Raw genomic sequence first — 25,545 nt, 5'->3', positions numbered from 1 at the left:
GTATGAGGATATTTAGAATACAAGGAATCATTGCGGTAGTTGTAATCACAATCTTAAGCTTTTTAATAAGCTGGATAAGCATTGATCCTATCGTTGAAGAGCGCCTTGAGTATAGTGCAAGTGTTGCCAATGGGGCACTGGTTGAAATCGATGACTTTGAAATTAGCTTAGTAGATCTAAAAATTAGATGGAGTAGACTGCAAGTGGCGAACCCTGAAAACACTATGGAGAATAGTTTTGAAACAGGGGAGGCGGAATTAGACTTTCTGTTTTGGCCAACACTTTGGGAACGTGTAATTATAGAAGACGTGATTTTCAAAGAGTTTAGAATGGACACCGAACGTGAAACGGATGGCTACTTCGAAATTCCTGAAGAAGAAAAGAATAAGGAGCCAGGTTTTTTAACGAAAGTTATTTCAGATGTGACTTCAGAGGTGTCTCGAAATGCGAATATGGAGTTCAACAACATCAAGTCTGATATAAATGTAGACAGTGTTTTAGCCAAGTTAGATCTTCAAGCTCCGGAAAAGATTGATACCCTTAGAAACGGTTTAGAGCAAAATTACCAAAAGTGGGATAGCACTCTTACCAATACGGATATCAATAAAGAGATTGCCTCTGTTCAGAGTAGCATTCAAAAGATCAATGTGAAGGAAATTAAAGATCCTAAGAAAGCAATTGAAGCCATACAGAATGTACAAAAGCTAGCTAAACAAGTTGATTCACTAAGAAATAGAGCCAATCAGATTAAGTCGGAGTTCCAGGAAGACTTTGGAGACACTAAGTTTAGTATTGGTCGCATTGATAATTGGATTGAAGGTGATTACCAACGAGCAATGAATATGGCCAAATTACCTCGCTTGGATGCACAGAATATAGCGCAGTCGTTATTTGGTGAAAACCTGCTAGCCGATTACGCTGGTTATATGGAATATCTCGCCATTGCACGTGAATATAGCAGTAGATTGGCAGGCGATGACAAAGAGAAAATCGAGCGTTACGAAGGGATCGACTACGAATTTACCGACAAGTACGACTGGCCAAAACTGTGGATTCAAAACATTGATGTATCCGGTGAAACAAAAACAGCGATTAAGTTAGCGGGTCAAATTGCTCACATAAGTAGCGACCAGAAAAAAACAAAAGAGCCCATTACCTTTAATCTATCTGGAAGTGATGATGCTAGCCGAAAAATGAGTTTAACGGGTGAGATTAATTATCTGGGTGAAGAACCTGTGGAGTCATTTAATTTTACCTATGATGGTTTCTCTTTAGCGGGGACCAAATTATCCCCCTCTGAGTTACTGCCTTACCCAATGGAACAAGGGGTTGGGGAAGTCTCAGCAAGTTTGCAAATCGTTGATAAGAGAATTGATAGCGAAATTAACTATTCAGCCAAGAATTTGGCGTTTAATTTCGATGCTGTTCCTTCAAATGATAGGATTCAGCAATTAATTAAAGATGCGGTTAGCAGTACCGATCGCATTGATGTTACGGCCTTAGTTGATAACGTGGATGGTCCACTCAAAGTAAGAATCAGGTCGAATATCGATGATTTATTTGTGAATGCTTTGAAGAACACGGTAAGTAAAGAAGTGGATAGAGCCCGTCAAAGAATTGAAGCGGAAGTACGTAAAGAGGTGGAAGGTCGCAAAGAAGATATCATTGCGTTCAAAGAGCAAAAAGAGGCTGAGATTCGAAAAGAGTACGAACAGTTAGAGGCCAGAATTCAGCAAGAACTTCAAAAAGTGGAAGAGAAAAAGGCTGAGCTCGAGAAAAAGAAAAAAGAGCTAGAAGATTCCCTCAAAAATAAGATTAAAGATAAAATCGGTATCGATTGGGAATAGCCGTTTAGCTCAGCTCGTTGAGCTAAACTGAAGGCTGGATATTCGTAAACTGCACGTCTAGTGACATTGACCCATGTATATCATCCGTAATGCTTAACTCAGCTAGCTTTTGCCCAGCTTGGGTTAGTGGTAAGCACACAGCATTCGCACCGGCTTCTTTTAACGCTTGATGCTCCTCATCTCGCATGGTAAGGGCATAGATGTCTTCCACGTATCCATTCTCGCGCAATAACTGTGTTGCTTGAATTTTGGTATCAGGATTTGGGATTGCTAACATGATAGATTTAACACCTGTTAAGTCGATAGTTTCCCAAAGCTCGGAATCTTGGGCATCGCCATAAACCACTCTACGTCTCGCTTTTAAGTTTACTTCGAGGCGAGCAGGATCCACATCCATACCTGTTACTCTATATTCTCGTTGCTTCAGATAGTCGTAGGCAGCTACACCGGCTTGGCCCATTCCAATTATTAAATACTGTGCACCTCCCAAGTTAGCCACTTGTTGCCCTGGATGTTTTACATCGCGTTCGAAGGGTATAAGCTTGTCTTCAAATTTTTTCCAAAGCTGGTTGGCCTGTGCAGCAAATGGAGCATTAATGGTATAAGAAACTGCGGTTAAGAGTGCGAAGACTATTATAATAGAGTCTGGGATGAAGCCTGCAGAAGCAGCAACCATACCCGCAATTAAAGTAAACTCACTGAATGAACTTAAGGTAATGGTAACCATGAATGAGTTACGAGAACGCAGTTTAAATGCGATGAGTAAAAAGAAGAATAAAGCCGCTTTTAATGGAAGAACTAGTAAGAGTGTTCCTGCAAAAATCAGATCGTTTAATTGAGGAAGCCCAGCCAAACCAACTTCGAGGAAGAAGCCTACTAAAAAAGCTTCTTTTAAGCTCCATAGTTTATGGCTGAGTTCATCCGATTGGTCCGTCCCTGAAAGCAATGCTCCTGCAACTAATGCTCCTAATTCAGACGAAAGTCCTAAAACATCAAATAATGAAGCCGTTCCCATGGCTAAGATTAAACCGAATAGTAGTTGGAGATCCTCATGACCACTGGCAGATAATAGTCGGATTAAGACAGGACGCAGGAGTGGTAAGGCGAGTAAAGCAAAGCTCCATACATTCGGCGCGCCACCACCAGTAAGGGCTAGAACAGTGATAGCAACAAGGTCTTGTAGTATCAAAATACCGATAGAAACACGTGCATGGAAAGCCCCGAGTTCGCCTCTAGCCTCTAAGGTTTTTGCCGCTAATACAGTACTGGAAAAACCAAGAAGTACACCAATGATTAGGGCTTCGATTACGGTAAACCCAAAGGCTACCGATATACCCCAAAAAATGGCTGCTGATATGATGAGGTGAATGCTTCCGGCCCCAAAAACTTCGGAGCGCACAATGTTCTTGATTCGAAGATGAAGTCCCACTGTAAAAAGGAGGAAAATAACCCCATAATGACCAATTTGGTGCAATAACCCTTGATCATCTTCAACACCAAAAAAGGAGAGAACCATACCCGCTATCAAATAACCGATAAGCGATGGCAGCTTTAATTGCTTAACCAACATCCCTAAACCATAAGCAAGGCTTAACCAAAGAATCTCCATCAGCGAATTATTTAATAGTTAATAAGTGCCTTATAAAGTAGCACTCAATATCCGATTTATCTCATTAATTTCATCTTCGTTTACTAAATGCCCCATGCCGCTATAAATCTTTTTAGTTACATCGCCATTTAGAGATTGTAACACGACTTCCGTTTCATCAACACGTGCTTTAGGAATATGCGGATCTACATCACTACAGCCTAAAAATATAGGGGTGTTTTGAAGGTCCCCTTCATAACGGTCTATGTTTATGGAGTCGCCTATTAGTCCACCTGAAAGGGCGAATAATCCTCCAAATTTATCAGGGTGGCGAGCAACATACTCTGAGGCTAAACAAGCCCCTTGTGAAAACCCAAGTATGTATATGTGTGTATTAGAAATCCCCTCTTCATTCAGCTCGTTCACAAGATTATGAATGGCTTGTAACCCAGAATTTATACCGGGCTGATTTTGAGCAGGTGGTGCTAAAAAAGAAAATGGATACCATGTGTGTCCCGATGCTTGAGGGGCAACAAAAGCCATATCCTCAGTATGCTTGAAATGCTCGGATAAAGTGACGATGCTCTCAGCCGAAGCCCCTCGGCCATGAATCATAATCATGGCTCGATTTGCTTCTTCTATGTTTGTGCCAGCACGGGCAATGGCTTGTTCTTGATGAGGGCCATCAAAAGGCTCGGAGATGTTTGCTCTAAAGAAACTCATGATTAATCAATATCAAGTTTGGGTAATGTATTCTCGATTAACGCTCTGCGCGGTTCTAACCATGGTGGTAGAATTAGGTGCTCCCCTAAATGTTCTGGGTCTTCATCCACAGCATAGCCAGGACCATCCGTAGCAAGTTCAAATAATGAACCATTAGGCTCTCTGAAATACACAGATTTAAACCAATGTCGGTCGATCACTTCTGTTGGTTGTAGCCCTGCAGTGAGTACTTGCTCTCTCATTTTGGCTAACTCTTCTTCGTCTTTGGCACGAAATGCTACATGATGTACAATTCCTCGTCCACCACGGCCGGGTGCCTCATCAGATTGCTCAATAATAAGTTGACTGCCAATATTGGCATCCGTTTCGAACAAAGTTAAATCGTTATGTGACTGCACTTCTTTGAAGCCTAATACATCTCGGATGATGCCCACGGTTTCGTCTGGGTTGGTATAGTTCAATCGCGTTGAATAAAACCCTTGAATTGCATGTTCGTGAGGAACCGAACTCTCATACGTACTTTCTTTGGCTTTAGCATCCCCGTCAAATATTAGGTCGAGTTCTAGCCCATCTGGGTCTTCAAAACGAATGCCGTCCTTACCGAAAATGGTAACTTCTTTAAACTCATCTACACCAATTGTTGGTAAATACTTTTCCCAATATTCGGCAGATTTTAACGGAACTTGAAAGGCCACATTCACAGCTTCACCCGAACCCGTGCTTCCTTTATGAGCTCTTGGCCAAGGGAAAAACGTTAAGCTTGAACCAGGTTGTGCAGCTTCATTTCCATAAAACAAATGATAGGTAGTTGGATCATCTTGATTCACCGATCTTTTTACCATTCTCATGCCCAATTTATTTACATAAAAGTCGGCATTGGCTTTAGGGTCGCCTGCTAATACGCTAATGTGGTGGAGTCCTTTTTTGTGTGTCATTTTAACCTCATGATTTAATGAAGCGAAAATATACAAAATAGTTTAACATTAAACTAATTATCATCTGAATGTGATTTAAACAAAGATTATTGAACGATAAGTTTGTTAACTTGAATGATGCTTCACATTGCACTTCATTTTATTTGCCCGATTCTTATAGCTTTGGTTTTCTATCGATCTGTATGGAAGAAAGCCAGTTCGTGGATGATTGCTACTATGCTGATAGATCTAGATCATTTGCTAGCATCACCTATTTATGATCCGAATCGATGTTCCATAAATTTCCATCCCCTGCATCAATATGAAATGATTGCGGTGTATGCAGTACTATTTTTGGCTTCAAGCTTTCTGCTGTGGAAGAAGACTAAAGAGAATGGCATCAAGAAAAATAGCCGTTACCTTCAATGGATTAGTTTAGGCTTGCTTATACATATGGCATTAGACGCCAGCGATTGTTGGTTTTAACCATGCGAAAAGGCATCGCTTTATAAAATAATGAATGGTACCTATACACTATATTTATATGTATTTTCGACTCTAAATTTGGGCAAAATCTAAGCATGAATATTTACGCAGTTATTATCCTCTTGGCCATTGCGGTCGATTTTTTTCTAGATCTGATTTCAAACTTCTTAAACTTAAAGTCTTTATCGAAAACCCTTCCCGATGAGTTCGATGGAGTGTATGACGAGGAGACTTATGCAAAGTCGCAAGAATACACAAAGGTTAACACTCGCTTTGGTTTTATAACCGGAGCCTTCGATTTAGCAATCCTGTTGGGATTCTGGTTTAGTGGGGGCTTTAATGTGTTAGACCAATGGGTTAGGGGATTTGGTTTCGGTGAGCTAATTACGGGTTTGTGCTTCATGGGAGTGCTTATGGTGGCTAAAATGATTATTGGATTGCCATTTAGTATTTACTCCACTTTTGTAATTGAAGAGCGATTTGGCTTCAATAAAACTACACCAAAAACTTTCGTTGTTGACCTGCTTAAAGGATTGTTACTAGGAGTATTAATTGGTGGGCCTGTGCTCGCGGCAATTTTAGCCTTTTTTATGTATGCAGGGGACTTAGCATGGCTGTATGCATGGGTCGCTTTAACCTTATTTACGCTTGTAATGCAGTATGTGGCACCAACATGGATTATGCCATTGTTTAATAAGTTCACTCCACTTGAAGAAGGTGAGTTACGCACTGCGATAGAAGAATACACTCAAAAAGTAGACTTCCCACTTCAAGGTCTCTTTGTGATTGATGGCTCTAAACGATCAAGTAAGTCGAACGCATTTTTTACAGGTTTCGGAAAGAATAAAAGAGTGGCGTTGTATGATACCTTGATCGAGAATCACACCACTGAAGAGTTAGTGGCTGTATTGGCCCATGAAATAGGGCATTACAAAAAGAAGCATATCATAAAAGGGATGATTTCTGGAGTACTTCAGTCGGGAGTAATGCTGTTTGTGCTGTCCATCTTTTTGCAAGAACCCGATTTGTTTGAAGCTTTTTATATGGAAGAGATGTCGGTGTATGCAGGTCTCATCTTTTTTGGAATGCTCTATGCGCCTATCAATATGATACTTTCCATTTTTATGCAGATGTCATCTCGTAAGCACGAATATGAGGCCGATGAGTATGCTGCAAAAACAACGGGAAAACCAGAGGATATGATTTCGACCCTAAAGAAATTATCGAAGGATAATTTATCGAATCTGACTCCGCATCCTTTTTATGTATTTTTAAATTATTCGCACCCTCCAGCATTGGAGAGAATCAACGCATTAAGAAAACAGACCTATGCCTAGTTCAAAAAAAAGAATAGAGACAATCGCCATTCATGGATCAATGAACCATGATTCAGCTTCAAAATCTGTGGTTCCAGCAATAGAAGTATCTACCAATTTTGTGCACTCGAAAGAGGGGCATCAAGAAGGTGAATTGCTGTATGCACGCCATGGTAATCCAAATAGAATACAGCTCGAAAAGGTATTAGCTGAATTAGAAGGAGGGGTAGCCGCGGCAGCATTTTCATCTGGTATGGCGGCAATTGGAGTTGTTTTCTTGGCATTAGAATCGGGTTCTCATGTAATTCTACCGGAGGATGTATATCACGGAACGCGAAAGACCATGGTTGAATTTGGCGAGCGTTGGGGATTAGAATACGACTTCGTAGATATGCGCGACCTACAGTTGGTGCAAGATCATATCCGCCCGAACACAAAGCTAATTTATGTTGAAACACCTTCTAACCCACTCATGCATATCACAGATGTGGAGAAAGTGTGCTATGTGGCAAAAGAAATAGGCGCTAAAGTATGTGTAGATAACACTTGGCCAACTCCTTTGAATTTGAACCCGATTGAGTATGGGGCAGATATCGTAATGCATTCAACCACTAAATATCTAGGTGGGCATAGCGACATTTTAGGAGGTGCGTTGATTGTAGCAGAAGAAGACCAGTTTTTTGAGAATGTTCGAAAGATACAATATGGCCAAGGAGCCGTGCCTTCACCTCAAGATTCGTGGCTACTTACAAGAAGCATCCGAAGTTTCCCATACAGAATGAGAGCTCATAATGAGAATGGGGCTAAAGTAGCTGATTATTTAAGCACTCATCCAAAAGTGAAAGAGCTTTACTACCCTGGATTAAAAAATCACCCAGGGCATGATATCGCGCGAGCACAAATGAGAGGCTTTGGAGGGATGATTTCATTTTTATTGGATGGCAATGAAAAAGAAACGCTAAAAGTAGTGGCTTCTTCTAAACTGATTCAGCGAGCTACAAGCCTTGGTGGAGTGGAAAGTTTATGGGAGCACCGGCGCTCAAGTGAAGGAACACTTTCAAATTCACCAGAGAATCTAATTCGTATTAGTGTAGGTCTAGAGCATCCAGATGATATCATTTCAGACATCGATCAAGCGCTCGCCGCTATTAAATGATGAAGGAAAGTGAAATCATTTTAGTGTAAATAGCAGCTGCTGAACTTTTTTTAAAGGGATGGGTTTACTACCGATAAGGTTTAAATCTGTGAAAGCGCTTTTTTAACGACAATTGATCTATCTAAATTTTGAACTAATTGGAATAATTAGGAACTTTGCAGTCCTTTGCGAAAACAGCTAAAACCGCCGTTCAGGCACCAAAACAAAACATTTTATGGCTAAGGTAGAAGTGGTAATGCCCCAAATGGGCGAATCGGTAATGGAAGGAACAGTGATCGAATGGAGTAAATCTGTTGGTGACACTGTAGAAGTAGATGAAACTCTGCTCGAAATTGCTACCGATAAAGTAGACAGTGAAGTACCTTCACCTGAATCAGGCGTACTGGTTGAGATCCTTGTTGAAGAAGGAGACACCATTGAAGTAGGCAAGCCAATTGCTATCATCGAAACAGATGCTGACGCTGCTGGTGATGCAAGCTCTGCTCCTGCACCTGATGCCAAAGAAGAGCCAAAAGAAGAAGCTCCTGCACAAGAGGCTCCAACTCAAGAAGCACCTGCTGCTAGTAATAATGGTGGTGGCGATGAAGGCGAGCGTATCGAAGTGATGATGCCTCAAATGGGTGAGTCGGTTGTTGAAGCCACAGTAATTGGTTGGAATAAATCAGTTGGCGATACCGTAGAGGAAGACGAGACTTTATTGGAAATTTCTACCGACAAAGTAGATAGCGAAGTTCCTTCTCCAGCAGCAGGTACACTCGTTGAGATTTTAGCCGAAGAAAACGACACGATTGAAGTTGGGCAACCGATCGCGATTATCGCAACTGGAAACGCGGCGGCATCTGGAAGTTCATCATCTGCACCAGCACCAAAGAAAGAAGAAAGTGCTGACAATGCTGGAATGACAAAAGAGCAAGTAGCTGCTTCAACTCCAGATCAGTTGATGCAACAAAGTAATGGTGCGGCTTCAGGTGGATCTGAACCACAAAGAGTAGGAAGCGACGGACGTTTCTTCTCTCCTCTAGTTCGTTCTATTGCCAAAGAAGAAGGCATTAGCCAAGAAGAACTTGAGTCTATTAATGGTTCTGGCCAAGGCGGACGTGTTTCAAAGAAAGATATTTTAGGATACGTTGAGGATAAGAAAGCTGGCAAAGTATCTGCACCAGCTTCAAGCGGTTTAAGCAAACCAAGCAGTTCTGCTCCAAAAAAGAGCGATGGTTCTATCTCTGCTGGTCAACTAGATATCCAGGCTCCATCTCAAGATGTAGAAATCATCAAGATGGATCGAATGAGAAAGATGATTGCAGAGCACATGGTTCGCTCAAAGCAAACATCGGCTCATGTTACTACTTTTGCTGAAGTGGATGTAACAAACTTAGTGAAGTGGAGAAACGCGAATAAAAACGAATTCCAGAAAAAGACTGGCAACAAACTGACTTTCACTCCACTATTCGTTGAAGCGATTATCAAAGCGATGTTAGAGTTCCCATTAATCAATAGTTCTATTGATGGCGACAACATCTTAGTGAAGAAAGACATCAACTTTGGACTAGCCGTAGCACTTGGAACAGGTGGCGAAGGTGGACTTATCGTACCAGTTATCAAGAAAGCACAGCAAATGAATTTAGTTGGTCTTGCTGATCAAGTGAATGAAGTTGCTACCAAAGCTAGAAACAAAAAATTAAGCCCAGACGATTTAGTAGGTGGTACTATCACCTTAACGAACTACGGTAGTGTGGGTAACATCATGGGAACACCGATTATCAACCAGCCTCAAGTGGCTATTATTGGTACCGGTGCAATCGAGAAAAAACCAGTGGTATTGGAAACAGAAGCTGGTGATGTGATTGCGATTCGTCAAATGATGTACTTATCAATGAGTTATGACCACAGAATCATTGATGGTGCTCATGGTGGCGCGTTCCTAAACAGAATTAAAGAAATCCTTCAAGATTTCGATACTTCTAGATCAGTTTAAGCTAGGAGCTAATTAGCAATCATTATGATTGCCTGAAATTACCATTTATATATAGAGGCGCTTTTAGCGTCTCTTTTTTTGAACATGGAAATAGCAAAATCAATACAAGAAATACGTGCGCAAGTAGCTGCTTTAAAAGCTGAAGGTAAGCGTGTTGCCTTTGTTCCCACTATGGGCGCACTACATGAAGGGCATTTGTCGCTCATAAAGATGGCGCATAAGCATGCCGATGCCATCGTGGTTTCGATCTATGTGAACCCAGAGCAATTTGGGCCAAACGAAGACTTCAGTACCTATCCACGAACTACTGAATCAGATTTAGCTTTATGCGAAAAAGAAGATGTAGCCGTAGTATTTCTTCCCGATACTGAAACCATGTATGGCTCAGGTAAAAAGTTCTTCAGCATAGAAATTGAAGAGCTTAATACCTACTTAGATGGAGGAAGCCGCCCTGGTTATTTCCAAGGAATCGCTCTTGTAGTAAATAAGCTGTTTAACATTGTACAGCCTGATGTGGCGGTATTCGGCCAAAAAGATTACCAACAGTTCAGAATTATTGAACAGATGGTAATAGAGTTCAACCATGACATTGAGTTACTCATGGCTCCAATCGGAAGGGCAGAAGACGGATTGGCACTTAGTAGTAGGAATGTATACTTATCTGAGCAGGAGCGCGTTGTTGCTCCGAGTCTATATAGAGCGCTGAGTTATGTAGAGCAACAAATTAAGAATGGAGTGTTTCAGCCCCATTTATTGTTAAAACACCAACAAGATGAGCTAGAGGCAAAAGGCTTCAAAAATGATTATCTTTCCGTGTATTCGTTGGATACTTTGGCTCCGGTTCAAGAGTTAGAAAAAGGACAGCGCTATGTATTAGCTGGAGCAGCCTATTTAGGTAAAACAAGATTGATTGATAACTTAATATTTGAAATTTGAGGTTATAAGCAATGCAAATAACCATGTTTAAATCCAAACTCCACCAAATGGTGGTTACCGAAGCCAACTTAATGTATGAAGGCAGCATCACAATCGACCAAGATTTATTGGATGCAGCAGACCTACTACCATACGAAAAAGTGCAAGTGGTGAATATCACTAACGGTTCACGTTTGGAGACATACACTATTCCTGGAGAGAGAGGAAGTCGTATTTGTTGCCTAAACGGCGCAGCGGCTAGGCTTACCCAAGTGGGCGATCGCGTAATTATTATTAGTTATGCCGAGATGACCCCAGAAGAAGCAAAAAACCACAAACCTACTGTTGTAGTTGTGGATGAAAATAACGACCCTAAGCAGATTGTTGACGAGACTAAATACGCCACTGAGTATGACCTCAAAAGTGGCCTTTTAGAAAACGACTCGAATAACTAAAGCAACTGCTTGCTCTATTATCTTTACATACAGATGGCGTTAACGGATTCCTTCTTGCAAGGGGAAAACATCAATTTATCTAGTTGATGAGAATCCCTTTTACAAAAAAGGTGCCCGATGAAGCACACGTAATATCCTCTTCTGAGCATGGACTCGGTACCTTCGGAGGCGTGTTTACTCCATCCATACTTACCATTCTTGGGGTAATTATGTACCTGCGTTTTGGGTGGGTTGTAGGAAATGTAGGGCTTATTGGTACGCTATTAATTGTAACGCTGTCTACGGCGATTACATTTTTAACAGCCTTATCCATTGCTTCCATTGCCACCGATCAACGGGTTAGAACAGGCGGCGCTTATTATATGATTAGCCGTTCGTTAGGGATAGAATCTGGCGGCGCTATTGGTATACCACTTTATTTAGCTCAGGCCTTATCCGTTGCCTTATACACCGTTGGTTTTGCAGAAAGTGTAGTTGAGGTATTCCCTAGTTTGAACTTTAAAGTAGTAGGTCTCACTACTACCATTGCAGTTGCTGTACTTGCCATAGTATCCGCAAAAGCAGCTATACGTGCTCAATACTTTATCATGTTTGGGATAGTACTATCCCTACTTTCTTTGGTATTTGGTAAACCTATAGAACCTACTGAAATTGAAATGTGGGGAGCGGCAGAAAGAAACTCAGAACCATTTTGGACCGTGTTTGCGGTATTCTTTCCGGCTGTTACAGGTATCATGGCTGGGGTGAATATGAGTGGTGACCTGAAAGATCCCGGAAAGTCCATTCCTGTGGGTACTTTTGCGGCCGTGGGTGTGGGTTATCTAATTTATATGGGATTGCCTGTACTGCTTGCTATGCGTGCTGATTCATCAACCCTTATCGCTGATCCACTTGTGATGAGAAAGATGTCGTTGTGGGGTGATGCTATTTTAATTGGTGTTTGGGGCGCTACTTTATCGAGTGCTGTTGGAAGCATATTAGGAGCGCCACGAGTGCTACAAGCCCTTGCACGAGATCATGTATTGCCAAAATGGATGAGCATAGTTGGGCAGGGGTCAGGAGATGACGACTCTCCACGAATAGGAACGGTAGTTACCTTATTGGTGGCATTAGCTGCTGTTTATTTCGGAAATCTAAATATCATTGCTCCCGTTCTTACCATGTTTTTCTTAACAACCTATGGGATGTTAAATATTACGGCGGGAATTGAGCGACTTTTAGGTAGCCCGTCTTTCAGGCCCAAGTTTAAAGTGCATTGGGTGTTCTCGATTTTAGGAGCATTAGGGTGCTTAAGTGTGATGTTTTTGATCAACACCATTGCAACCATCGTCGCATTCTTATTTGTGTTGGCTATCTACTTCTGGTTAGAACGACGAGAAATGCAGTCGGCTTGGGGTGATGTACGCAGAGGTATCTGGATGGCCATTACGCGAGCTGGTTTACTACGGATTGATTCCGATCAAGTAGAAGCTAAAACATGGAGACCCAATCCTTTAGTGTTGTCGGGCGCCCCAACAAAGCGTTGGCATTTGATTGATCTCGCCTCATCGCTTACCCATAACAAAGGTTTGTTAACGGTATCAACCGTGTTAAAAAGCGATAAGCTCACGATGGAACATCAAGGTAAGATGGAGGAAAATATTCGTGAGTTTTTAGCTAAGCGAGGAATCCAGGGACTTCCAAGAGTTACTACTGCTGAAGACCCATTCGAAGGAGCGGAGCGACTGGTGGCTAATTATGGTCTTGGTGCGCTAGTACCAAACACGATAATCTTAGGGGATAGTGAAAACGAAGAAATTCGCGAAGACTATTGTAGAATGATTAACACCTTCCACACCCTAAAAAGAAATGTACTAGTTGTACACGACGACCGTGAAAAGGGGTTTGGCAATAAAAAGAGAATAGATATCTGGTGGGGTGGCCTTAAAGGGAATGGAGGCTTAATGATGATCTTGGGTTATCTACTTCAAAGTAGCCAAACTTGGTTCAATGCTGAGGTGTATTTAAAGATGGTTGTAGACTCGGAAAAGGGTGCCGAAGATGCACAAAAGAACATCTCAGAAATTAGTACAAGACTAAGAACTGGGGCTAAAACAGAGGTAATTGTGTCGAATGGTCGTTCATTTGAAGAAATTCTGCATGAATCCTCAGAGGGTACAGATTTGATTTTTATGGGGATGGCGGAGCCAAATAACGATTTCCTAAATTACTACACAAGTATTCAAAACCGCCTTAAAGGCCTGCCTACCACCATTTTGGTGCTTGCCGCTGAAGATATTTCTTTCGGAGAAGTGTTACTTCAGCAAGATGCTTTTCAAGAAGATTGATTTGTAAGAAGTTTTAAAAAAGAACTTTTTACTAAAACTATTTTTGGGTTGACTACGTCTTAAGCTAAATTATGACGTATTGAGGGTAATACAACAAAATTAAGTTCATGCAAAGAAAATATATCTTACCAATTGGGTTGGTTCTATCTGTAGTTATACTATGGTTTGCTTTTGGAGGCGACAAAGATGAAACCACTGAGTTATTCACCACACCACGAAAAGGGGAATTCATCGTTGAAGTAACTAGTACCGGTGAACTTCGCGCTAAAAACTCTACTGAAATTAAAGGTCCGCAAGGGGCACGAGAATTCAGGATTAACAACATAAAAATTCAGCGGATGATCCCAGAAGGAACTCTGGTTAAAGAGGGTGACTTTGTTGCTGAATTGGATCGTTCTCAGGTATTAGCAAAAATGCAGGATGCCCAACTTGAAGTAGATCAAGCCCAATCGCAGGTTACGCAAGCCCAATTAGATAGTACTCTAACACTATCACAAGCGAGAGATAACCTAATCAATTTAGAGTATGCCCTAGAAGAGCGTCAAATTGCAGTTGACCAATCGAGATATGAATCACCCGCTGTTCAAAGGCAAGCAGAAATAGAACTTGATAAGGCAAAACGAACGCTTAGCCAAGAAAAGAAGAATTACATCACCAAGGTAAAACAAGCTGAAGCTAAAATAAGTGAGATTGAAGCTGAGTTGACCAAAAAGAAAAATGAGCTCAATAAAATCCGTGCTTTAATGGGTGAGTTTACGGTATATGCCCCCGATCAAGGAATGTTGATTTACAAGCGGAACTGGAATGGCTCAAAAGTAACCGTTGGGGAAGAAATTAGTGCATGGAACCCAATTGTGGCTGAGCTACCAGATTTTACCGTAATGGAATCGCTTACCTATGTGAATGAAATTGATATTCAAAAGCTGAAAGAAGGCCAAGATGTAATCATCGGTTTAGATGCTGTTCAAGGTAAGATATTAGACGGTACAGTAACCAGCGTTGCCAATATTGGAGAACAACGTCCAAATTCTGATTCAAAAGTATATGAAGTAATCATTGAAGTAGCAGGAACCGATAGTTTATTACGTCCTGCAATGACCACCAGCAATCGTATTCAGGTTAGCAAACTCAATGATGTGCTTTCAGTACCACTCGAAACCATTCATGCAGTAGATTCACTGAGTTTCGTTTTTGTGAAAGATGGTTTAAGTGCAAAAATGCAGCAAGTTGAATTGGGTTTAATCAACGAAAATGAAGCCGTTATTCATCGTGGTATCACCATCGATGACAGACTTTATCTCTCAATGCCCGCCGACACCTCCGGCATTCAAAGGAGTTATTTGATAGAAGAGCTCAGCTCAAGTAACTAGAGGGTTAGCTGTGCTTCAAAAAATACTATACAATTTTGATATAGCTATCGAAGCTATTCGTAGGAACAAGCTACGAGCAATGTTGACTTCTCTTGGTATCATCTTCGGCGTAGCTTCGGTAATTGCCATGTTAGCCATTGGTACAGGCGCCCAGCAAGAGGTTCTGAAGCAAATGGAGTTATTGGGTACGAATAACGTGATTATTCAACCTGTGATTGAGCAAGAAGAAGGCAGCGTTGATGACGAACAAAATGTTGAAGATTCAAAGCGGTTTTCACCAGGTTTAACCCTTGAAGATCTTGCAAGTATTAAGGACGTAATCCCGGAAATCGAATATGTAAGTCCTGAAATTATATATGAGACGAATTTCATTCGAAATGCCAGAATGAGAACAGGAAAGTTAGTAGGTACAAACGACGACTACTTCGGAATTAATAACTTTGAGTTTGCAGCAGGAAGTAACTTTTCTGAAACACAGATTTCGAATTCAGCTCCAGTAGCTATTATCGGTTACGATGTTCGTTCTAAGTTTTTTGCAGGTGAAGATCCCATTGGTAAAAAAATTAAAGTGGGCCATTTATGGCTCACCGTGGTTGGCGTTTTAAAAAAGCGTGAACTTAGTACCGAGAGCATAGAAAACCTTGGAATACGTAATTACAACTTAGACATCTATGCACCTGCAACTACGGTTCTATTGCGTTTTAAAAACAGAGCACTATTAACCAAACAAGACGTTAGCGGTGGCGGCGGTAGTGTTCGCGTTTTTGGTGGAGGAATGATGATAAGTAGTAGCAGTTCTTCAAGCGGAGGTGGGGATGCTAATTACAATCAACTCGATAAACTGATTATTAGAGTAAGTGATACGAAATACAGTGTGATTGTAGCCGAAGTACTTTCCCGTATGCTAAAACGACGTCATAACGATGTGGTCGATTTCGAAATCATAGTTCCAGAGCAACTACTTCAGCAAGAACAACGAACCAAGAGAATATTCAATATTGTACTTTCCTCGATTGCGTCCATTTCACTGATTGTGGGAGGTATTGGTATCATGAATATTATGCTAGCCTCTGTTGTGGAACGTTATCGCGAAATTGGAGTCCGCATGGCGGTAGGGGCACAAAAGAAAGACATTGAACTACAGTTTTTAACCGAAGCACTTACCATAAGTATTTCTGGGGGCGTGGTTGGAATAATATTGGGGATGCTTTTTAGCTTCGCCATCGAAAGCACGGCTGACATCGCAACTATCGTAACTCCAATATCAATTTTTATATCATTTGGTGTAGCACTTTTAATCGGGGTCGTTTTCGGATTTTTCCCGGCTAAGCGCGCTGCTCAACAAGATCCAGTACACGCATTACGTCATGAATAAATTCATATTATCATTCGCCATACTGAGCCTAATATTAGGGAGTAGCTCAGCAGAGGCACAGCAGACTCAATCGTTAACACTCGACCAGAGTATCGAAATTGCTAAAAATAATAGCCCGCTTTCGAGAGCTGCTACTTACGCTTTGATTTCTTCAAAGTGGAGATATAAATCGTTTAAAGCAGATAAACTTCCTTCACTAGTAGCCAATGGGGATGTTCCGAACTACTTGTTAGGGAGTGAACCCATTTCAACAGAAAATGGAATTATATATAGAGATTTTAACCAGTCGGATGCGAGTTTAGACCTCTCTATCAACCAGAATATTTTTCCAACAGGGGGTACGGTATCCGTTTCTTCTGGGCTAGGAAGGCTGGGGATTTTTAAAGGCGAGGAGCGATATCAATGGCAAAGTACGCCGTTATTAATGACCCTGCGTCAACCACTCTTTCAGTTTAATGCTTTAAAATGGAGAGGACGCTTAGAACCCCTGCGTTATCGTATAGCTGAGAAGCAGTTCGTTGAAGACATGGAAGATTTGGCTTTCACCGTTACTCAGAATTTCTTTGATCTGTTGTTAGCCAAAATCAATATGGAAGTGTCAGAGTTTAACGTAACAGTAAACGACTCGATCTTTAATATTGCGAAAGGGCGATTTGAAGTAGGTAACTTAGCTGAAAACGAATTACTTGAAAGTGAATTGGCCTATAGAAATGCTGAAGCATCTCTAACAACGGCGCAATTGAACTATAAGCGAGCTGAAGAAGGCTTTAAAGCATTATTGGGTATCGATAATGATGTGGTTTTAGAGATTATCGCCCCTAATGATGTGCCAGATGTTAAAGTAGATGTAGATGAAGCGCTAGCTTATGCCATTGAAAATAACAGCCGTTCACTCCAATATGAGCTGAATGAACTGCAAGCCGATCAAGCATACGAGCAAGCCAAAAAGAGTAGTGGATTTTCAGCCACTATTCAGGCTACTTATGGTTTAAATAATACAGCTCAAGATTTTGATGAGTTGTACGACAATCCCGGCAACAGACAATTCTTTACCGTTGGTTTTCAAGTGCCCATCTTTAATTGGGGTAAGCAAGTAGCAGAAATTAAAGCTGCTAGAAACCAACAACAGGCCACAGCAAATAGCATTGCTTACCAAAGACTTCAATTCGAGCTCGACGTTCGAAGTACAGTTCGAGAGTTTGAATTGCTGAAAGATCAGTTAGAGTTGGCGGAAATCTCGGATGATATTGCGGAACGCCGATATGATGTTTCAAAAAACCGGTACCTGATTGGTAAGATTGATGTAACCAATTTATTTATTGCTCAACGCGAAAAGGATAGCGCTCGAAGAAGTTATGTGCAGGCACTTCGCACTTATTGGACAGGGTACTATAACCTTCGAAGGTTAACCTTATTCGATTTCGAAAAAGACGAACCAATTTATCATGAAGTTGAGCTATAACACGGAGCCAACAAAAATTCGTTAGTACAAAAAAAGCCTCTTCATAAGAGGCTTTTTTTATTTAATAACATTGGGAATGAGTGAATTAGCTCTCAGCAAGGAGTTCCATAAATCGAGCAGAAGTCTTGATGCCTCTGTGGAAATCTTTTAATGAAAACTTTTCATTAGGAGAATGAATAGCATCGCTGGTTAAACCAAAGCCCATTAGTATCGACTCAGCACCTAAAACGCGCTTGAAGTCGGCTACAATTGGAATAGAGCCACCTTCGCGTGCAAATAGTGGTTCTACCTCATAAACCTCTTCGAAGGCTTGAGCGGCCGCTTTTAAGCCGTAAAAGCTCAAGTCGGTTACGGATGGGTGTCCACCATGGTGTTCTGTTACTTTAACTTTCACAGTATCTGGTGCTAACGATTCGAAATACTCTTTAAATAATTGAGCGATTTCTTTGGGATGCTGACCTGGGACTAGTCTCATACTAATTTTAGCATTCGCTTTGGAAGGCAGTACCGTTTTAGCCCCTTCGCCTGTATAACCACCCCAAATACCATTTACATCTAAAGTAGGGCGAGCAGATGCTCGTTCTAAAGTGGTATATCCTTTTTCGCCATGAACGGCCTCAATACCGAGTGAAGCTTTATAAGCTTCTTCATCAAATGGAAGAGCTGCTGACGCCTCACGATCGGCTTTTGTAAGTGGAATTACTTTATCATAAAAACCAGGAACCTGAATTACACCGTCTTCGTCTTTAAGCTTGGCGATCATCTCGCAAAGTACGTTCAATGGATTTTCAACCGCACCGCCATATACTCCTGAGTGTAAATCACGGTTAGGACCAACTACTTCCACTTCCATGTATGCGAGTCCACGAAGACCATAAGTAATGGAAGGCATGTCTTTGCCAAACATAGAGGTATCGGATACCAGCACCATATCACAGCTAAGCATATCTTTGTGCTCTTCAAGGAAAGGAACCAAATTTGGAGACCCAATCTCTTCTTCACCTTCAAGAATAAACTTGATGTTAACAGGGATTTCCTGTCCTGTTTTCTTAAAAGACTCTAGGGCTTTAACATGCGTATAAGACTGCCCCTTATCATCGCTAGCTCCACGAGCATATACGTTTCCATCTTTAATTACGGGCTCAAAGGGTGGGGAAGTCCAAAGTTCATCAGGATCTGATGGTTGAACATCGTAATGTCCATACACTAATACCGTTGGTTTATCCTTGTGTGGGGTATGCTCGGCATAAACAATAGGGTTTCCTGGAGTCTCATATAACTTTACGGTGTCCAGATTCATCGACTGAAACTGCTTTAATAAAAAATTAGCAGCTTCATGTATAGCATCCTTTTTAGAGGAATCTGTACTTACAGAAGGGATGCGTAACAAATCAAATAGTTCTTCTATAAATTGATCTTTATTGTTGTCAATATATTCTTGTGATGCGCTCATAAAAGAGGTCTTTTATAATTTTAAAATTCCGGATTTTTTGATCCATCCATATTGGCCATTCCCTAATCGAACATAATACCAATCGCTATGGCCTTCGCTTACACTTTGATCGATGGTAAGTGGGTATCCCTCATAAGCCATACTTACTAAGGTTGACGTACTATCAGGTTTTTGAGTAACCGATGACTGCTCCGTAATTAATATAGCTTCGTCGTATCGTTGATCTACGTAATCAACATAAAATGCGAGTATTAAAACAACCATTCCAACTCCCGCAATCGACATTATTAAGGTCGGAAGTTTTTTAAAGGAAATAAAATTGAACCATTTGGCTAATAATAACAGAACAGCGATACATAAAATGATGTATCCAATCATGAAAACGCCAAATGTTCCGGGGCTTACCTTCAGAATATCTACGAGTTTATCCCAAGGTAATTTAGGAAGCGTTGCCGATTGCCGACTAAACTGAGAGTTTACAAAATCTAAAGCAGTGTTCGCTTCTTGCTCGGCTGTATCAAAGGCTAGTGCGCGAGTGAAGTAGTATTTAGCCAATCCTAAAGAGTCTAACTGAACCGCAGCTATACCCATATTGAGATAAAGTGCTCCAGATTCTTCACCATCAGCAATGATAATGCGATACTGTTGCAAGGCATTTTTATAGTCACCATTCTCTAGTTTAGTATTTGCTTCATCAAACTCATATTGAGATGAATTTTGAGCAAATAGAAAAGTGGGTGCCAACCACATCAAAATTAAGAGTGCTAATCTCATAATAACTTCCCTAATTCTTTTACTAAACTGCGTGCTTTTTCAATATCTGTTTTGAGTCCTTCTGGAGATACATTGGGTGCAAAAGCAATGGTTTCGCACTTGTCAAATAACTGACGAAGTGACTTGGCAGGAACTTCAGAGTTCTTTGCAAAAGCCTCATCAATCAGGCGCTTACTTGAAAGTCCTGCTTCTGGAAGGTTTAATTTATCGGCAATAAATATTGATAATGCCTTCTGAATTAAGTGATAGCCTGTTTTAATATCATCCGCTTTTTCGGCTTCATCTAAAGTGGAGAGTGCTTGCGTTTTAGCCTTTTGTGAGCGTGCAAAGCCCGTATCAGTTTGAAGGCGATCGGTATATTTTTTAGCACCATAAGCTCCTCCAACTATTAATAGCGGGATAAAAAGGAGCCCCCAAACTAATGTATTCGAACTAAGAGGGTCGTTTTTGATAGGGTGCCAGCTAACCAAGCCTATAACAGGGCTTACATCAAGGCGCATATCTTCAAGCGAAGCCACCGTTGCATTGGGGTCATTTACAGCGTTTAAAGTCAATGCTGGCAGTGTGGTGTACTCAAATCGCTTAGCTTCAGGGTTATAACTAGCTATTCTTTTTTCGGGAATAGTGAATACGCCTTCACCTCTAGCAATTACAATATCAGTAAATGTTTTTGAGCCGGCTATAAGTCGATTTGACCGTGATAAGTTCGAAGTCTCTTGAGGGTTATACTCTTCTAGAGCTTCTGGAAACTCGTATTCAGGTTTATTAAGTAAAGGCACATTGCCTGAACCTGAAATTCGAGTAACAATTTCTACACTTTCGCCAACAAAAGCATTGGTTGGATTAATGCTTCTCTCAATATTGAAATCACCAACAGCGCCTATGAATTCAGCATTAGATGGTTCGGGTAATCGCTCTACATTTACGGTAACAGGTAGAGTTTTTAATTCTTTTGTTTCTTGCCCGATACCAAAGTTAAATGGATCTCTGATACCTCGATTATTTTGGCGAACTCGAACAGTTATTGTAAATGGACTGAGTGTAAGTTCACCAGCTTTGGTTGGGAAAAGGGCATACTGCAATAACCTTGCTCTTTTATAGCGAACCCCACCAATAATGGTTGAAGTAGAACGTGCTTGTGATGGGTTGTCTAATTCTTCTTTCCAAAAGCCTTCTGCTTTCCAACCTGGTATAGCATTGTAGGAGGAGACATCAACCCCATCTTTGAAATAAAGAATGATGTCTGCAATAACTTGTTGCCCCACAACAGGATTGGTGACTGATGGTTCAAGCCTTAAATAAATATCAGGTGATCGAGCTGCTTGGCCATTATCTATCGTTTTGGGGTCGAGAACCTTAAATGATATGGGTTTAGTTTGGTAGGTATTCCCATTAACCGACACACTAATTGCGGGGAAAGTATACTGCCCATTGCTTTGAGCAATAAAGGTGTACCCAAATGTTTGGGTTACTTGTGGCTGCCCACCTGTGTAGGTATAGTTACTAGCTGTTGACGTGCGATTTGGTAGATATCGCAATCCATTCACGGACGGCATTTGTGGCCGATCTAATGAATTGATAGCAGTTCCAGATATACTTAATTGAAACTGAACCGATTCCCCTTCAAATATATTGGTTTCGGAGAGTGTAGCTTCTACCGTAACATCTTGTGCCGATGCTAGATGAGTAATACTTAAAAATAGGAGGAATAAAAGGGCAGAACTTAGCGATTTACCAGTCTTTGTCATGCTTAGCACTGTCTTTAGATTTCTTTTTCTTGAAGTCTTTTAGGAGTTCTTTCTCTTTTTGAGCTAAAGCTTTTAAGATCTTTTCAGCGTCTTCTTTGCTTATTTCTTTAGATTCGAGCTCTTCAGCATCTTGAGGTTGAGGCTCTTGCTGCTTTTTCTCTTCATTTTGTTGCTCTTGCTCCTGAGGTTCTTGCTGGTCTTGTTCCTCGTTTTGCTGCTCCTGCTGTTCTTGGTCCTGATCTTGTTCTTCTTGCTGCTGCTCTTGTTGTTGCTGCTGTTGCTGCTGCTGTTTCTCTTTTTCTTCTTCTAGCTTTCGTTTGAGTTCGTTGAGTTTCGCATCATTGGGATAACGACTTAAACCCTCATCTACAGTTTCAAGAGCTTGCTGTATTTGTGAGTTGATGTAAGAATTAGCAGACTGATGAAAGTATGTATCCGCATTTTGTGCTTGTACAACTACTGTAGCAAAGAGTGAAAGTAGTATGGTTCCTAGTAGTTTCATTTATCAGTTATCAATTTGGTTAACTGTATTAATGCGCTCAATAAAATCATTGAAGTTCTGTACGGTTTCATCAACGGATAGAGCTTGTTGCATAAGATCATATGCTTGTTGGTATCGCTGTTCGGCTACAAGTTGTTCTGCGCGTTTTTTCATGGCTTTAGCATACTCAGAAGGCTCTTTTTGCTCTTGGTCTTGCTGCTGTTGTTGATCCTGTTGTTGTTCCTCTTCTTCCTCTTGTGCTTTTAGGGAAGCAAGTTCAAAATTATGACGTGCTTCAGCATCCATTGGGTTCAACTTTAAAGACTCTTTAAAGTGATGAACAGCTGGTTTCCATTTATCGGTTTCAGCAAGTATAGCTCCGATATTGTATTGAGCTAAAGCCTGATCTTCAGGAGTATCGGCTAATTCCTGATATTGTAAATAAGACTCGATGGCCTCTTCAACCTTTCCTTGTTTGGCCAAAGCATTGCCTAAATTGAAATATATTTTGGCATTGTCTGGCTCAAGTTCAATTGCTGATCTATATAGCTGTTCTGCAGTTTCGAACTCACCTTTGTTAAAGGCTTCGTTGCCTTTTCGAGCTTCTTCAGAGGTAAAGCCTAATGCAAAAATGAACAGGAGTATGTAAATCAGGTTTAATTTCATGGTTAAAGTTGTTCAGCTACAGTCATGGTTTCATCGTCCATTAGCATATTAGTAAATACATTGGATACGTCATCATTTTCTTCAAATTTTTCCATCATTTTGAAGTTCGATAGTGCTGTATCTGCATCTACTTTTGTTTCGGTCATGGCCTCACGTATTAATTCCGCCGACTCGATTTCATGTCCAGCTTCTTCAAGTGCACTTCGTACTGCAAATAAATCCTCTCGAGCGGTGTATACAACGAAGAAATCACCTTCTGATTGTACATCTTCTGCACCAGCATCTATAGCTTCGAGCATAAACTCTTCTTCGTCCTTATCTGCATTAGGTACTTGAATCATGCCCTTTTGTTCAAATAAAAATGATACAGACCCGCTGGTACCCATATTACCACCATGCTTACTAAAAATGTGTCGCACTTCGGCTACAGTTCGGGTGTTGTTATCGGTAGTTGCTTCTACAAAATAAGCGATTCCACCAGGGCCATATCCCTCAAAAGTTACTTCTTCATAGGTAGCAGCATCGTCACCTTCACCAGTACCACGCTTAATAGCGCGTTCAATATTGTCTTTGGGAAGGTTTGCCGATTTGGCATTTTCTATCGCAAGGGCAAGACGTGGATTACCCGTTGGATCACCACCGCCTTCACGGGCTGCAATGGTTAACTCTTTGATGATTTTAGTAAATACTTTAGAACGCTTAGCGTCTTCTTTAGCTTTCTTGTGGCGAATGTTCGCCCATTTCGAATGTCCCGCCATATGGTAACGTATTTTTCAAATGTTGGCTTAGTATAAACCTTGAATATACAGAATACACATAACGATTGTAATAATTTGCGAAACCAATCTGTTAAACCTTGTGTTAGCTATTCTCATCACATCTAAAGAATGGCTACCTTTAGCTAAGAAATAAAAAAATTCTAGGTATGAATATTGGAATCGTTTGTTATCCTACCTTTGGTGGTAGTGGAGTAGTTGCTACAGAACTAGCAAAAGTGCTGGCTGCAAAAGGGCATAAAATACATGTGCTTAGTTACGCTAAACCCGCACGTTTAGAAACTCTAGATTCTAATATCTTTTACCACGAGGTTGCCATTAATGCATACCCTCTGTTTGAATACCCACCATATGCATTAGCGCTCGCAACGCAGATGGTGAACTTAATTGAGTATGAACAACTAGATCTTCTGCATGTTCATTACGCACTACCTCATGCTACAAGCGCCTATTTAGCCAAGCAAATAATGGCAGACAAAGGCATTAATGTGCCCGTTGTTACAACTCTACATGGAACAGATATCACATTAGTAGGTAGCGACCCTAGTTATAAGCACGTGGTAGAGTTTTCCATCAATAAAAGTGATGGGGTTACGGCTGTTTCAGAATATTTAAAACAAGAGACATTTGATCGGTTTGATATTAGCAGTGATATCAAAGTGATTCCAAACTTCATCGACTTAGACCGTTTTCAAAAATCGAACAAGAGTCATTTTAAAAAAGCTATTTGCCCTGAAGACGAAAAAGTGATTGTTCACGTATCCAACTTCAGAAAAGTAAAACGTGTACCTGAAGTGGTTTCTATCTTTAATCGCGTACTGAAACAGGGTATCAAGGCGAAGCTATTACTTGTGGGTGATGGACCAGATCGACAGAAAGCAGAGCAACAATGTCGCGATTTGGGAATCTGTGAACACGTTCGTTTCCTAGGTAAGTTAGAGCAAGTGGAAGAAGTGCTATCGATTGCAGATTTATTTCTGATACCATCAGGGTCAGAAACATTTGGGCTAGCAGCACTAGAAGCGATGAGTTGTTCGGTGCCAGTAATTAGTTCAGATATTGGTGGCCTACCGGAAGTGAACATTCAAGGCGAAACCGGTTTCCTCTGTGCTTTAGATGATATCGACTGTATGGCGAAGCATGCTGTTGAAATTCTAAGCAATGAAAAACTCCATGCTACCATGTCGAAAAATGCACGGGCACAAGCCGAGCGGTTTAACCAAGACGTGGTTGTAAATGAGTATGAGCAGTATTACAAAGAGGTGAGCGAGCAGCTACAAGAAAAAACGGCGGTAAGTAAAGCTTAAAAAATTCCCCACTTTTTAAGCGCTGTTGCATCTCCTATGGCTACATACTTAAGCTTTTTAAGGCTTAATAGATTGTCGTTAATGATACTGTCATCAATCACATAAGCTATGGCAATCTTCAGATCTTTCATGCCATTATCGATTTTCTGGCCTTTAAATTTCGAGCAAATCACCATATAGGAGATTTCGAGATTTATACCACGGGCTTTATCTACCCAAAGCACAGGGCTTTCTAGCTTAGCTAAAAAGTAATCTGGCCGGTCTTTTCCTGGAAGTTGTTTTACTACTTCAGCCTGTATAGGCAACTGAAGCATTAACTCCTTAGGACCCTTCTCTACGTTGGATATTTCGATATTAAAAGATTTCATGGCGTGATAATAAGTAAACCCGGTTCAATAGACGCTTAAAATAACGTAATAATTGTGAATTTA

22 protein-coding genes are annotated in these 25,545 nt (G+C 40.9%); 12 read left to right on the top strand and 10 right to left on the bottom strand.

Annotated elements, in window-relative coordinates; all coding sequences use genetic code 11:
* The first annotated feature begins 2 nt into the window (after positions 1–2).
* Positions 3–1,847, top strand: a complete 1,845-nt coding sequence (locus B155_RS0106470) for a TIGR03545 family protein (protein WP_018127438.1) — start codon at positions 3–5, stop codon at positions 1,845–1,847.
* Between the two features lie 22 nt (positions 1,848–1,869).
* On the opposite strand, the gene B155_RS13060 is transcribed toward B155_RS0106470, so the two are convergent.
* The 3 genes from B155_RS13060 to B155_RS0106455 are packed head-to-tail and all read right to left on the bottom strand — an operon-like array spanning position 1,870 to position 5,093.
* Complete coding sequence (locus B155_RS13060) at positions 1,870–3,456, bottom strand: cation:proton antiporter family protein (RefSeq protein WP_018127437.1); 1,587 nt, start codon at positions 3,454–3,456, stop codon at positions 1,870–1,872.
* Between the two features lie 30 nt (positions 3,457–3,486).
* On the bottom strand, positions 3,487–4,158 hold the full coding sequence (locus B155_RS0106460; protein ID WP_018127436.1) for an alpha/beta hydrolase: 672 nt from the start codon (positions 4,156–4,158) through the stop codon (positions 3,487–3,489).
* Positions 4,159–4,160: 2 nt separating this feature from the next.
* Positions 4,161–5,093 carry a ring-cleaving dioxygenase gene (locus tag B155_RS0106455; RefSeq protein WP_018127435.1) on the bottom strand — a complete coding sequence of 311 codons (933 nt, stop codon included), beginning with the start codon at positions 5,091–5,093 and terminating at the stop codon, positions 4,161–4,163.
* Between the two features lie 114 nt (positions 5,094–5,207).
* Here B155_RS0106455 and B155_RS0106450 point away from each other — a divergent pair, with 114 nt between their 5' ends.
* The 10 genes from B155_RS0106450 to B155_RS0106405 all read left to right on the top strand — a co-directional run bounded on the left by B155_RS0106450 (position 5,208) and on the right by B155_RS0106405 (position 17,909).
* Positions 5,208–5,558, top strand: a complete 351-nt coding sequence (locus B155_RS0106450; protein ID WP_018127434.1) for a DUF6122 family protein — start codon at positions 5,208–5,210, stop codon at positions 5,556–5,558.
* Positions 5,559–5,653: 95 nt separating this feature from the next.
* Entirely contained in the window at positions 5,654–6,895 is a 1,242-nt protein-coding gene (locus B155_RS0106445) for a M48 family metallopeptidase (RefSeq protein WP_018127433.1), read from the top strand.
* Complete coding sequence (locus B155_RS0106440; RefSeq protein WP_018127432.1) at positions 6,888–8,030, top strand: trans-sulfuration enzyme family protein; 1,143 nt, start codon at positions 6,888–6,890, stop codon at positions 8,028–8,030. The genes B155_RS0106445 and B155_RS0106440 overlap by 8 nt, the downstream gene beginning before the upstream one ends.
* A gap of 214 nt (positions 8,031–8,244) precedes the next feature.
* The gene (sucB, locus tag B155_RS0106435; protein WP_018127431.1) at positions 8,245–10,005 is read left to right on the top strand and encodes a 2-oxoglutarate dehydrogenase, E2 component, dihydrolipoamide succinyltransferase; all 1,761 of its coding nucleotides are present in this window, start codon (positions 8,245–8,247) and stop codon (positions 10,003–10,005) included.
* Positions 10,006–10,089: 84 nt separating this feature from the next.
* Positions 10,090–10,941, top strand: a complete 852-nt coding sequence (gene panC, locus B155_RS0106430; protein WP_018127430.1) for a pantoate--beta-alanine ligase — start codon at positions 10,090–10,092, stop codon at positions 10,939–10,941.
* Positions 10,942–10,952: 11 nt separating this feature from the next.
* Entirely contained in the window at positions 10,953–11,375 is a 423-nt protein-coding gene (gene panD, locus B155_RS13055) for an aspartate 1-decarboxylase (RefSeq protein ID WP_051069963.1), read from the top strand.
* Between the two features lie 86 nt (positions 11,376–11,461).
* Positions 11,462–13,702, top strand: coding sequence for an APC family permease (locus B155_RS0106420; RefSeq protein WP_018127428.1), 2,241 nt, complete (start codon positions 11,462–11,464; stop codon positions 13,700–13,702).
* A gap of 107 nt (positions 13,703–13,809) precedes the next feature.
* Complete coding sequence (locus tag B155_RS0106415; protein ID WP_018127427.1) at positions 13,810–15,072, top strand: efflux RND transporter periplasmic adaptor subunit; 1,263 nt, start codon at positions 13,810–13,812, stop codon at positions 15,070–15,072.
* Between the two features lie 10 nt (positions 15,073–15,082).
* Complete coding sequence (locus B155_RS0106410) at positions 15,083–16,447, top strand: ABC transporter permease (protein ID WP_018127426.1); 1,365 nt, start codon at positions 15,083–15,085, stop codon at positions 16,445–16,447.
* Positions 16,440–17,909, top strand: coding sequence for a TolC family protein (locus tag B155_RS0106405; RefSeq protein WP_018127425.1), 1,470 nt, complete (start codon positions 16,440–16,442; stop codon positions 17,907–17,909). Before B155_RS0106410 ends, B155_RS0106405 begins: the two co-directional genes overlap by 8 nt.
* A gap of 85 nt (positions 17,910–17,994) precedes the next feature.
* Here B155_RS0106405 and B155_RS0106400 read toward each other — a convergent pair whose 3' ends face one another.
* Genes B155_RS0106400 through B155_RS0106375 form a run of 6 tightly spaced genes read right to left on the bottom strand, consistent with a single transcriptional unit; the run spans position 17,995 to position 23,789 of the window.
* Positions 17,995–19,362: a dipeptidase gene (locus B155_RS0106400; RefSeq protein ID WP_018127424.1), complete on the bottom strand. Its 1,368-nt coding sequence runs from the start codon at positions 19,360–19,362 to the stop codon at positions 17,995–17,997.
* Between the two features lie 12 nt (positions 19,363–19,374).
* The gene (locus B155_RS0106395; protein WP_018127423.1) at positions 19,375–20,136 is read right to left on the bottom strand and encodes an SH3-like domain-containing protein; all 762 of its coding nucleotides are present in this window, start codon (positions 20,134–20,136) and stop codon (positions 19,375–19,377) included.
* On the bottom strand, positions 20,133–21,884 hold the full coding sequence (locus B155_RS0106390) for a BatD family protein (protein ID WP_018127422.1): 1,752 nt from the start codon (positions 21,882–21,884) through the stop codon (positions 20,133–20,135). Before B155_RS0106390 ends, B155_RS0106395 begins: the two co-directional genes overlap by 4 nt.
* Positions 21,868–22,386: a hypothetical protein gene (locus B155_RS13875; protein ID WP_018127421.1), complete on the bottom strand. Its 519-nt coding sequence runs from the start codon at positions 22,384–22,386 to the stop codon at positions 21,868–21,870. Before B155_RS13875 ends, B155_RS0106390 begins: the two co-directional genes overlap by 17 nt.
* Before the next feature lie 3 nt (positions 22,387–22,389).
* Positions 22,390–23,031, bottom strand: a complete 642-nt coding sequence (locus tag B155_RS0106380; RefSeq protein WP_018127420.1) for a tetratricopeptide repeat protein — start codon at positions 23,029–23,031, stop codon at positions 22,390–22,392.
* Positions 23,032–23,033: 2 nt separating this feature from the next.
* Positions 23,034–23,789, bottom strand: a complete 756-nt coding sequence (locus tag B155_RS0106375; protein ID WP_018127419.1) for a YebC/PmpR family DNA-binding transcriptional regulator — start codon at positions 23,787–23,789, stop codon at positions 23,034–23,036.
* A gap of 167 nt (positions 23,790–23,956) precedes the next feature.
* Here B155_RS0106375 and bshA point away from each other — a divergent pair, with 167 nt between their 5' ends.
* Positions 23,957–25,114 (top strand): N-acetyl-alpha-D-glucosaminyl L-malate synthase BshA, encoded by a 1,158-nt coding sequence (gene bshA / locus B155_RS0106370; protein ID WP_018127418.1) that lies wholly within the window; start codon positions 23,957–23,959, stop codon positions 25,112–25,114.
* On the opposite strand, the gene B155_RS0106365 is transcribed toward bshA, so the two are convergent.
* Positions 25,111–25,482 (bottom strand): hypothetical protein, encoded by a 372-nt coding sequence (locus B155_RS0106365; RefSeq protein WP_018127417.1) that lies wholly within the window; start codon positions 25,480–25,482, stop codon positions 25,111–25,113. The two genes, bshA and B155_RS0106365, sit on opposite strands and share 4 nt — an antisense overlap.
* Positions 25,483–25,545 lie beyond the last annotated feature (63 nt).

It is taken from the genome of Balneola vulgaris DSM 17893, from assembly GCF_000375465.1.
Lineage (GTDB): Bacteria > Bacteroidota > Rhodothermia > Balneolales > Balneolaceae > Balneola > Balneola vulgaris.
This window is presented reverse-complemented; position numbering and strand designations above follow the sequence as displayed.

What these genes read in the sequence shown, in the direction of transcription:
- B155_RS0106470 (WP_018127438.1), top strand. Translation starts at nt 3, where the DNA reads ATGAGGATATTTAGAATACAAGGAATCATTGCGGTAGTTGTAATCACA.
- B155_RS13060 (WP_018127437.1), bottom strand. Translation starts at nt 3,456, where the DNA reads ATGGAGATTCTTTGGTTAAGCCTTGCTTATGGTTTAGGGATGTTGGTT.
- B155_RS0106460 (WP_018127436.1), bottom strand. Translation starts at nt 4,158, where the DNA reads ATGAGTTTCTTTAGAGCAAACATCTCCGAGCCTTTTGATGGCCCTCAT.
- B155_RS0106455 (WP_018127435.1), bottom strand. Translation starts at nt 5,093, where the DNA reads ATGACACACAAAAAAGGACTCCACCACATTAGCGTATTAGCAGGCGAC.
- B155_RS0106450 (WP_018127434.1), top strand. Translation starts at nt 5,208, where the DNA reads ATGATGCTTCACATTGCACTTCATTTTATTTGCCCGATTCTTATAGCT.
- B155_RS0106445 (WP_018127433.1), top strand. Translation starts at nt 5,654, where the DNA reads ATGAATATTTACGCAGTTATTATCCTCTTGGCCATTGCGGTCGATTTT.
- B155_RS0106440 (WP_018127432.1), top strand. Translation starts at nt 6,888, where the DNA reads ATGCCTAGTTCAAAAAAAAGAATAGAGACAATCGCCATTCATGGATCA.
- sucB (WP_018127431.1), top strand. Translation starts at nt 8,245, where the DNA reads ATGGCTAAGGTAGAAGTGGTAATGCCCCAAATGGGCGAATCGGTAATG.
- panC (WP_018127430.1), top strand. Translation starts at nt 10,090, where the DNA reads ATGGAAATAGCAAAATCAATACAAGAAATACGTGCGCAAGTAGCTGCT.
- panD (WP_051069963.1), top strand. Translation starts at nt 10,953, where the DNA reads ATGCAAATAACCATGTTTAAATCCAAACTCCACCAAATGGTGGTTACC.
- B155_RS0106420 (WP_018127428.1), top strand. Translation starts at nt 11,462, where the DNA reads ATGAGAATCCCTTTTACAAAAAAGGTGCCCGATGAAGCACACGTAATA.
- B155_RS0106415 (WP_018127427.1), top strand. Translation starts at nt 13,810, where the DNA reads ATGCAAAGAAAATATATCTTACCAATTGGGTTGGTTCTATCTGTAGTT.
- B155_RS0106405 (WP_018127425.1), top strand. Translation starts at nt 16,440, where the DNA reads ATGAATAAATTCATATTATCATTCGCCATACTGAGCCTAATATTAGGG.
- B155_RS0106400 (WP_018127424.1), bottom strand. Translation starts at nt 19,362, where the DNA reads ATGAGCGCATCACAAGAATATATTGACAACAATAAAGATCAATTTATA.
- B155_RS0106395 (WP_018127423.1), bottom strand. Translation starts at nt 20,136, where the DNA reads ATGAGATTAGCACTCTTAATTTTGATGTGGTTGGCACCCACTTTTCTA.
- B155_RS0106390 (WP_018127422.1), bottom strand. Translation starts at nt 21,884, where the DNA reads ATGACAAAGACTGGTAAATCGCTAAGTTCTGCCCTTTTATTCCTCCTA.
- B155_RS13875 (WP_018127421.1), bottom strand. Translation starts at nt 22,386, where the DNA reads ATGAAACTACTAGGAACCATACTACTTTCACTCTTTGCTACAGTAGTT.
- B155_RS0106380 (WP_018127420.1), bottom strand. Translation starts at nt 23,031, where the DNA reads ATGAAATTAAACCTGATTTACATACTCCTGTTCATTTTTGCATTAGGC.
- B155_RS0106375 (WP_018127419.1), bottom strand. Translation starts at nt 23,789, where the DNA reads ATGGCGGGACATTCGAAATGGGCGAACATTCGCCACAAGAAAGCTAAA.
- bshA (WP_018127418.1), top strand. Translation starts at nt 23,957, where the DNA reads ATGAATATTGGAATCGTTTGTTATCCTACCTTTGGTGGTAGTGGAGTA.
- B155_RS0106365 (WP_018127417.1), bottom strand. Translation starts at nt 25,482, where the DNA reads ATGAAATCTTTTAATATCGAAATATCCAACGTAGAGAAGGGTCCTAAG.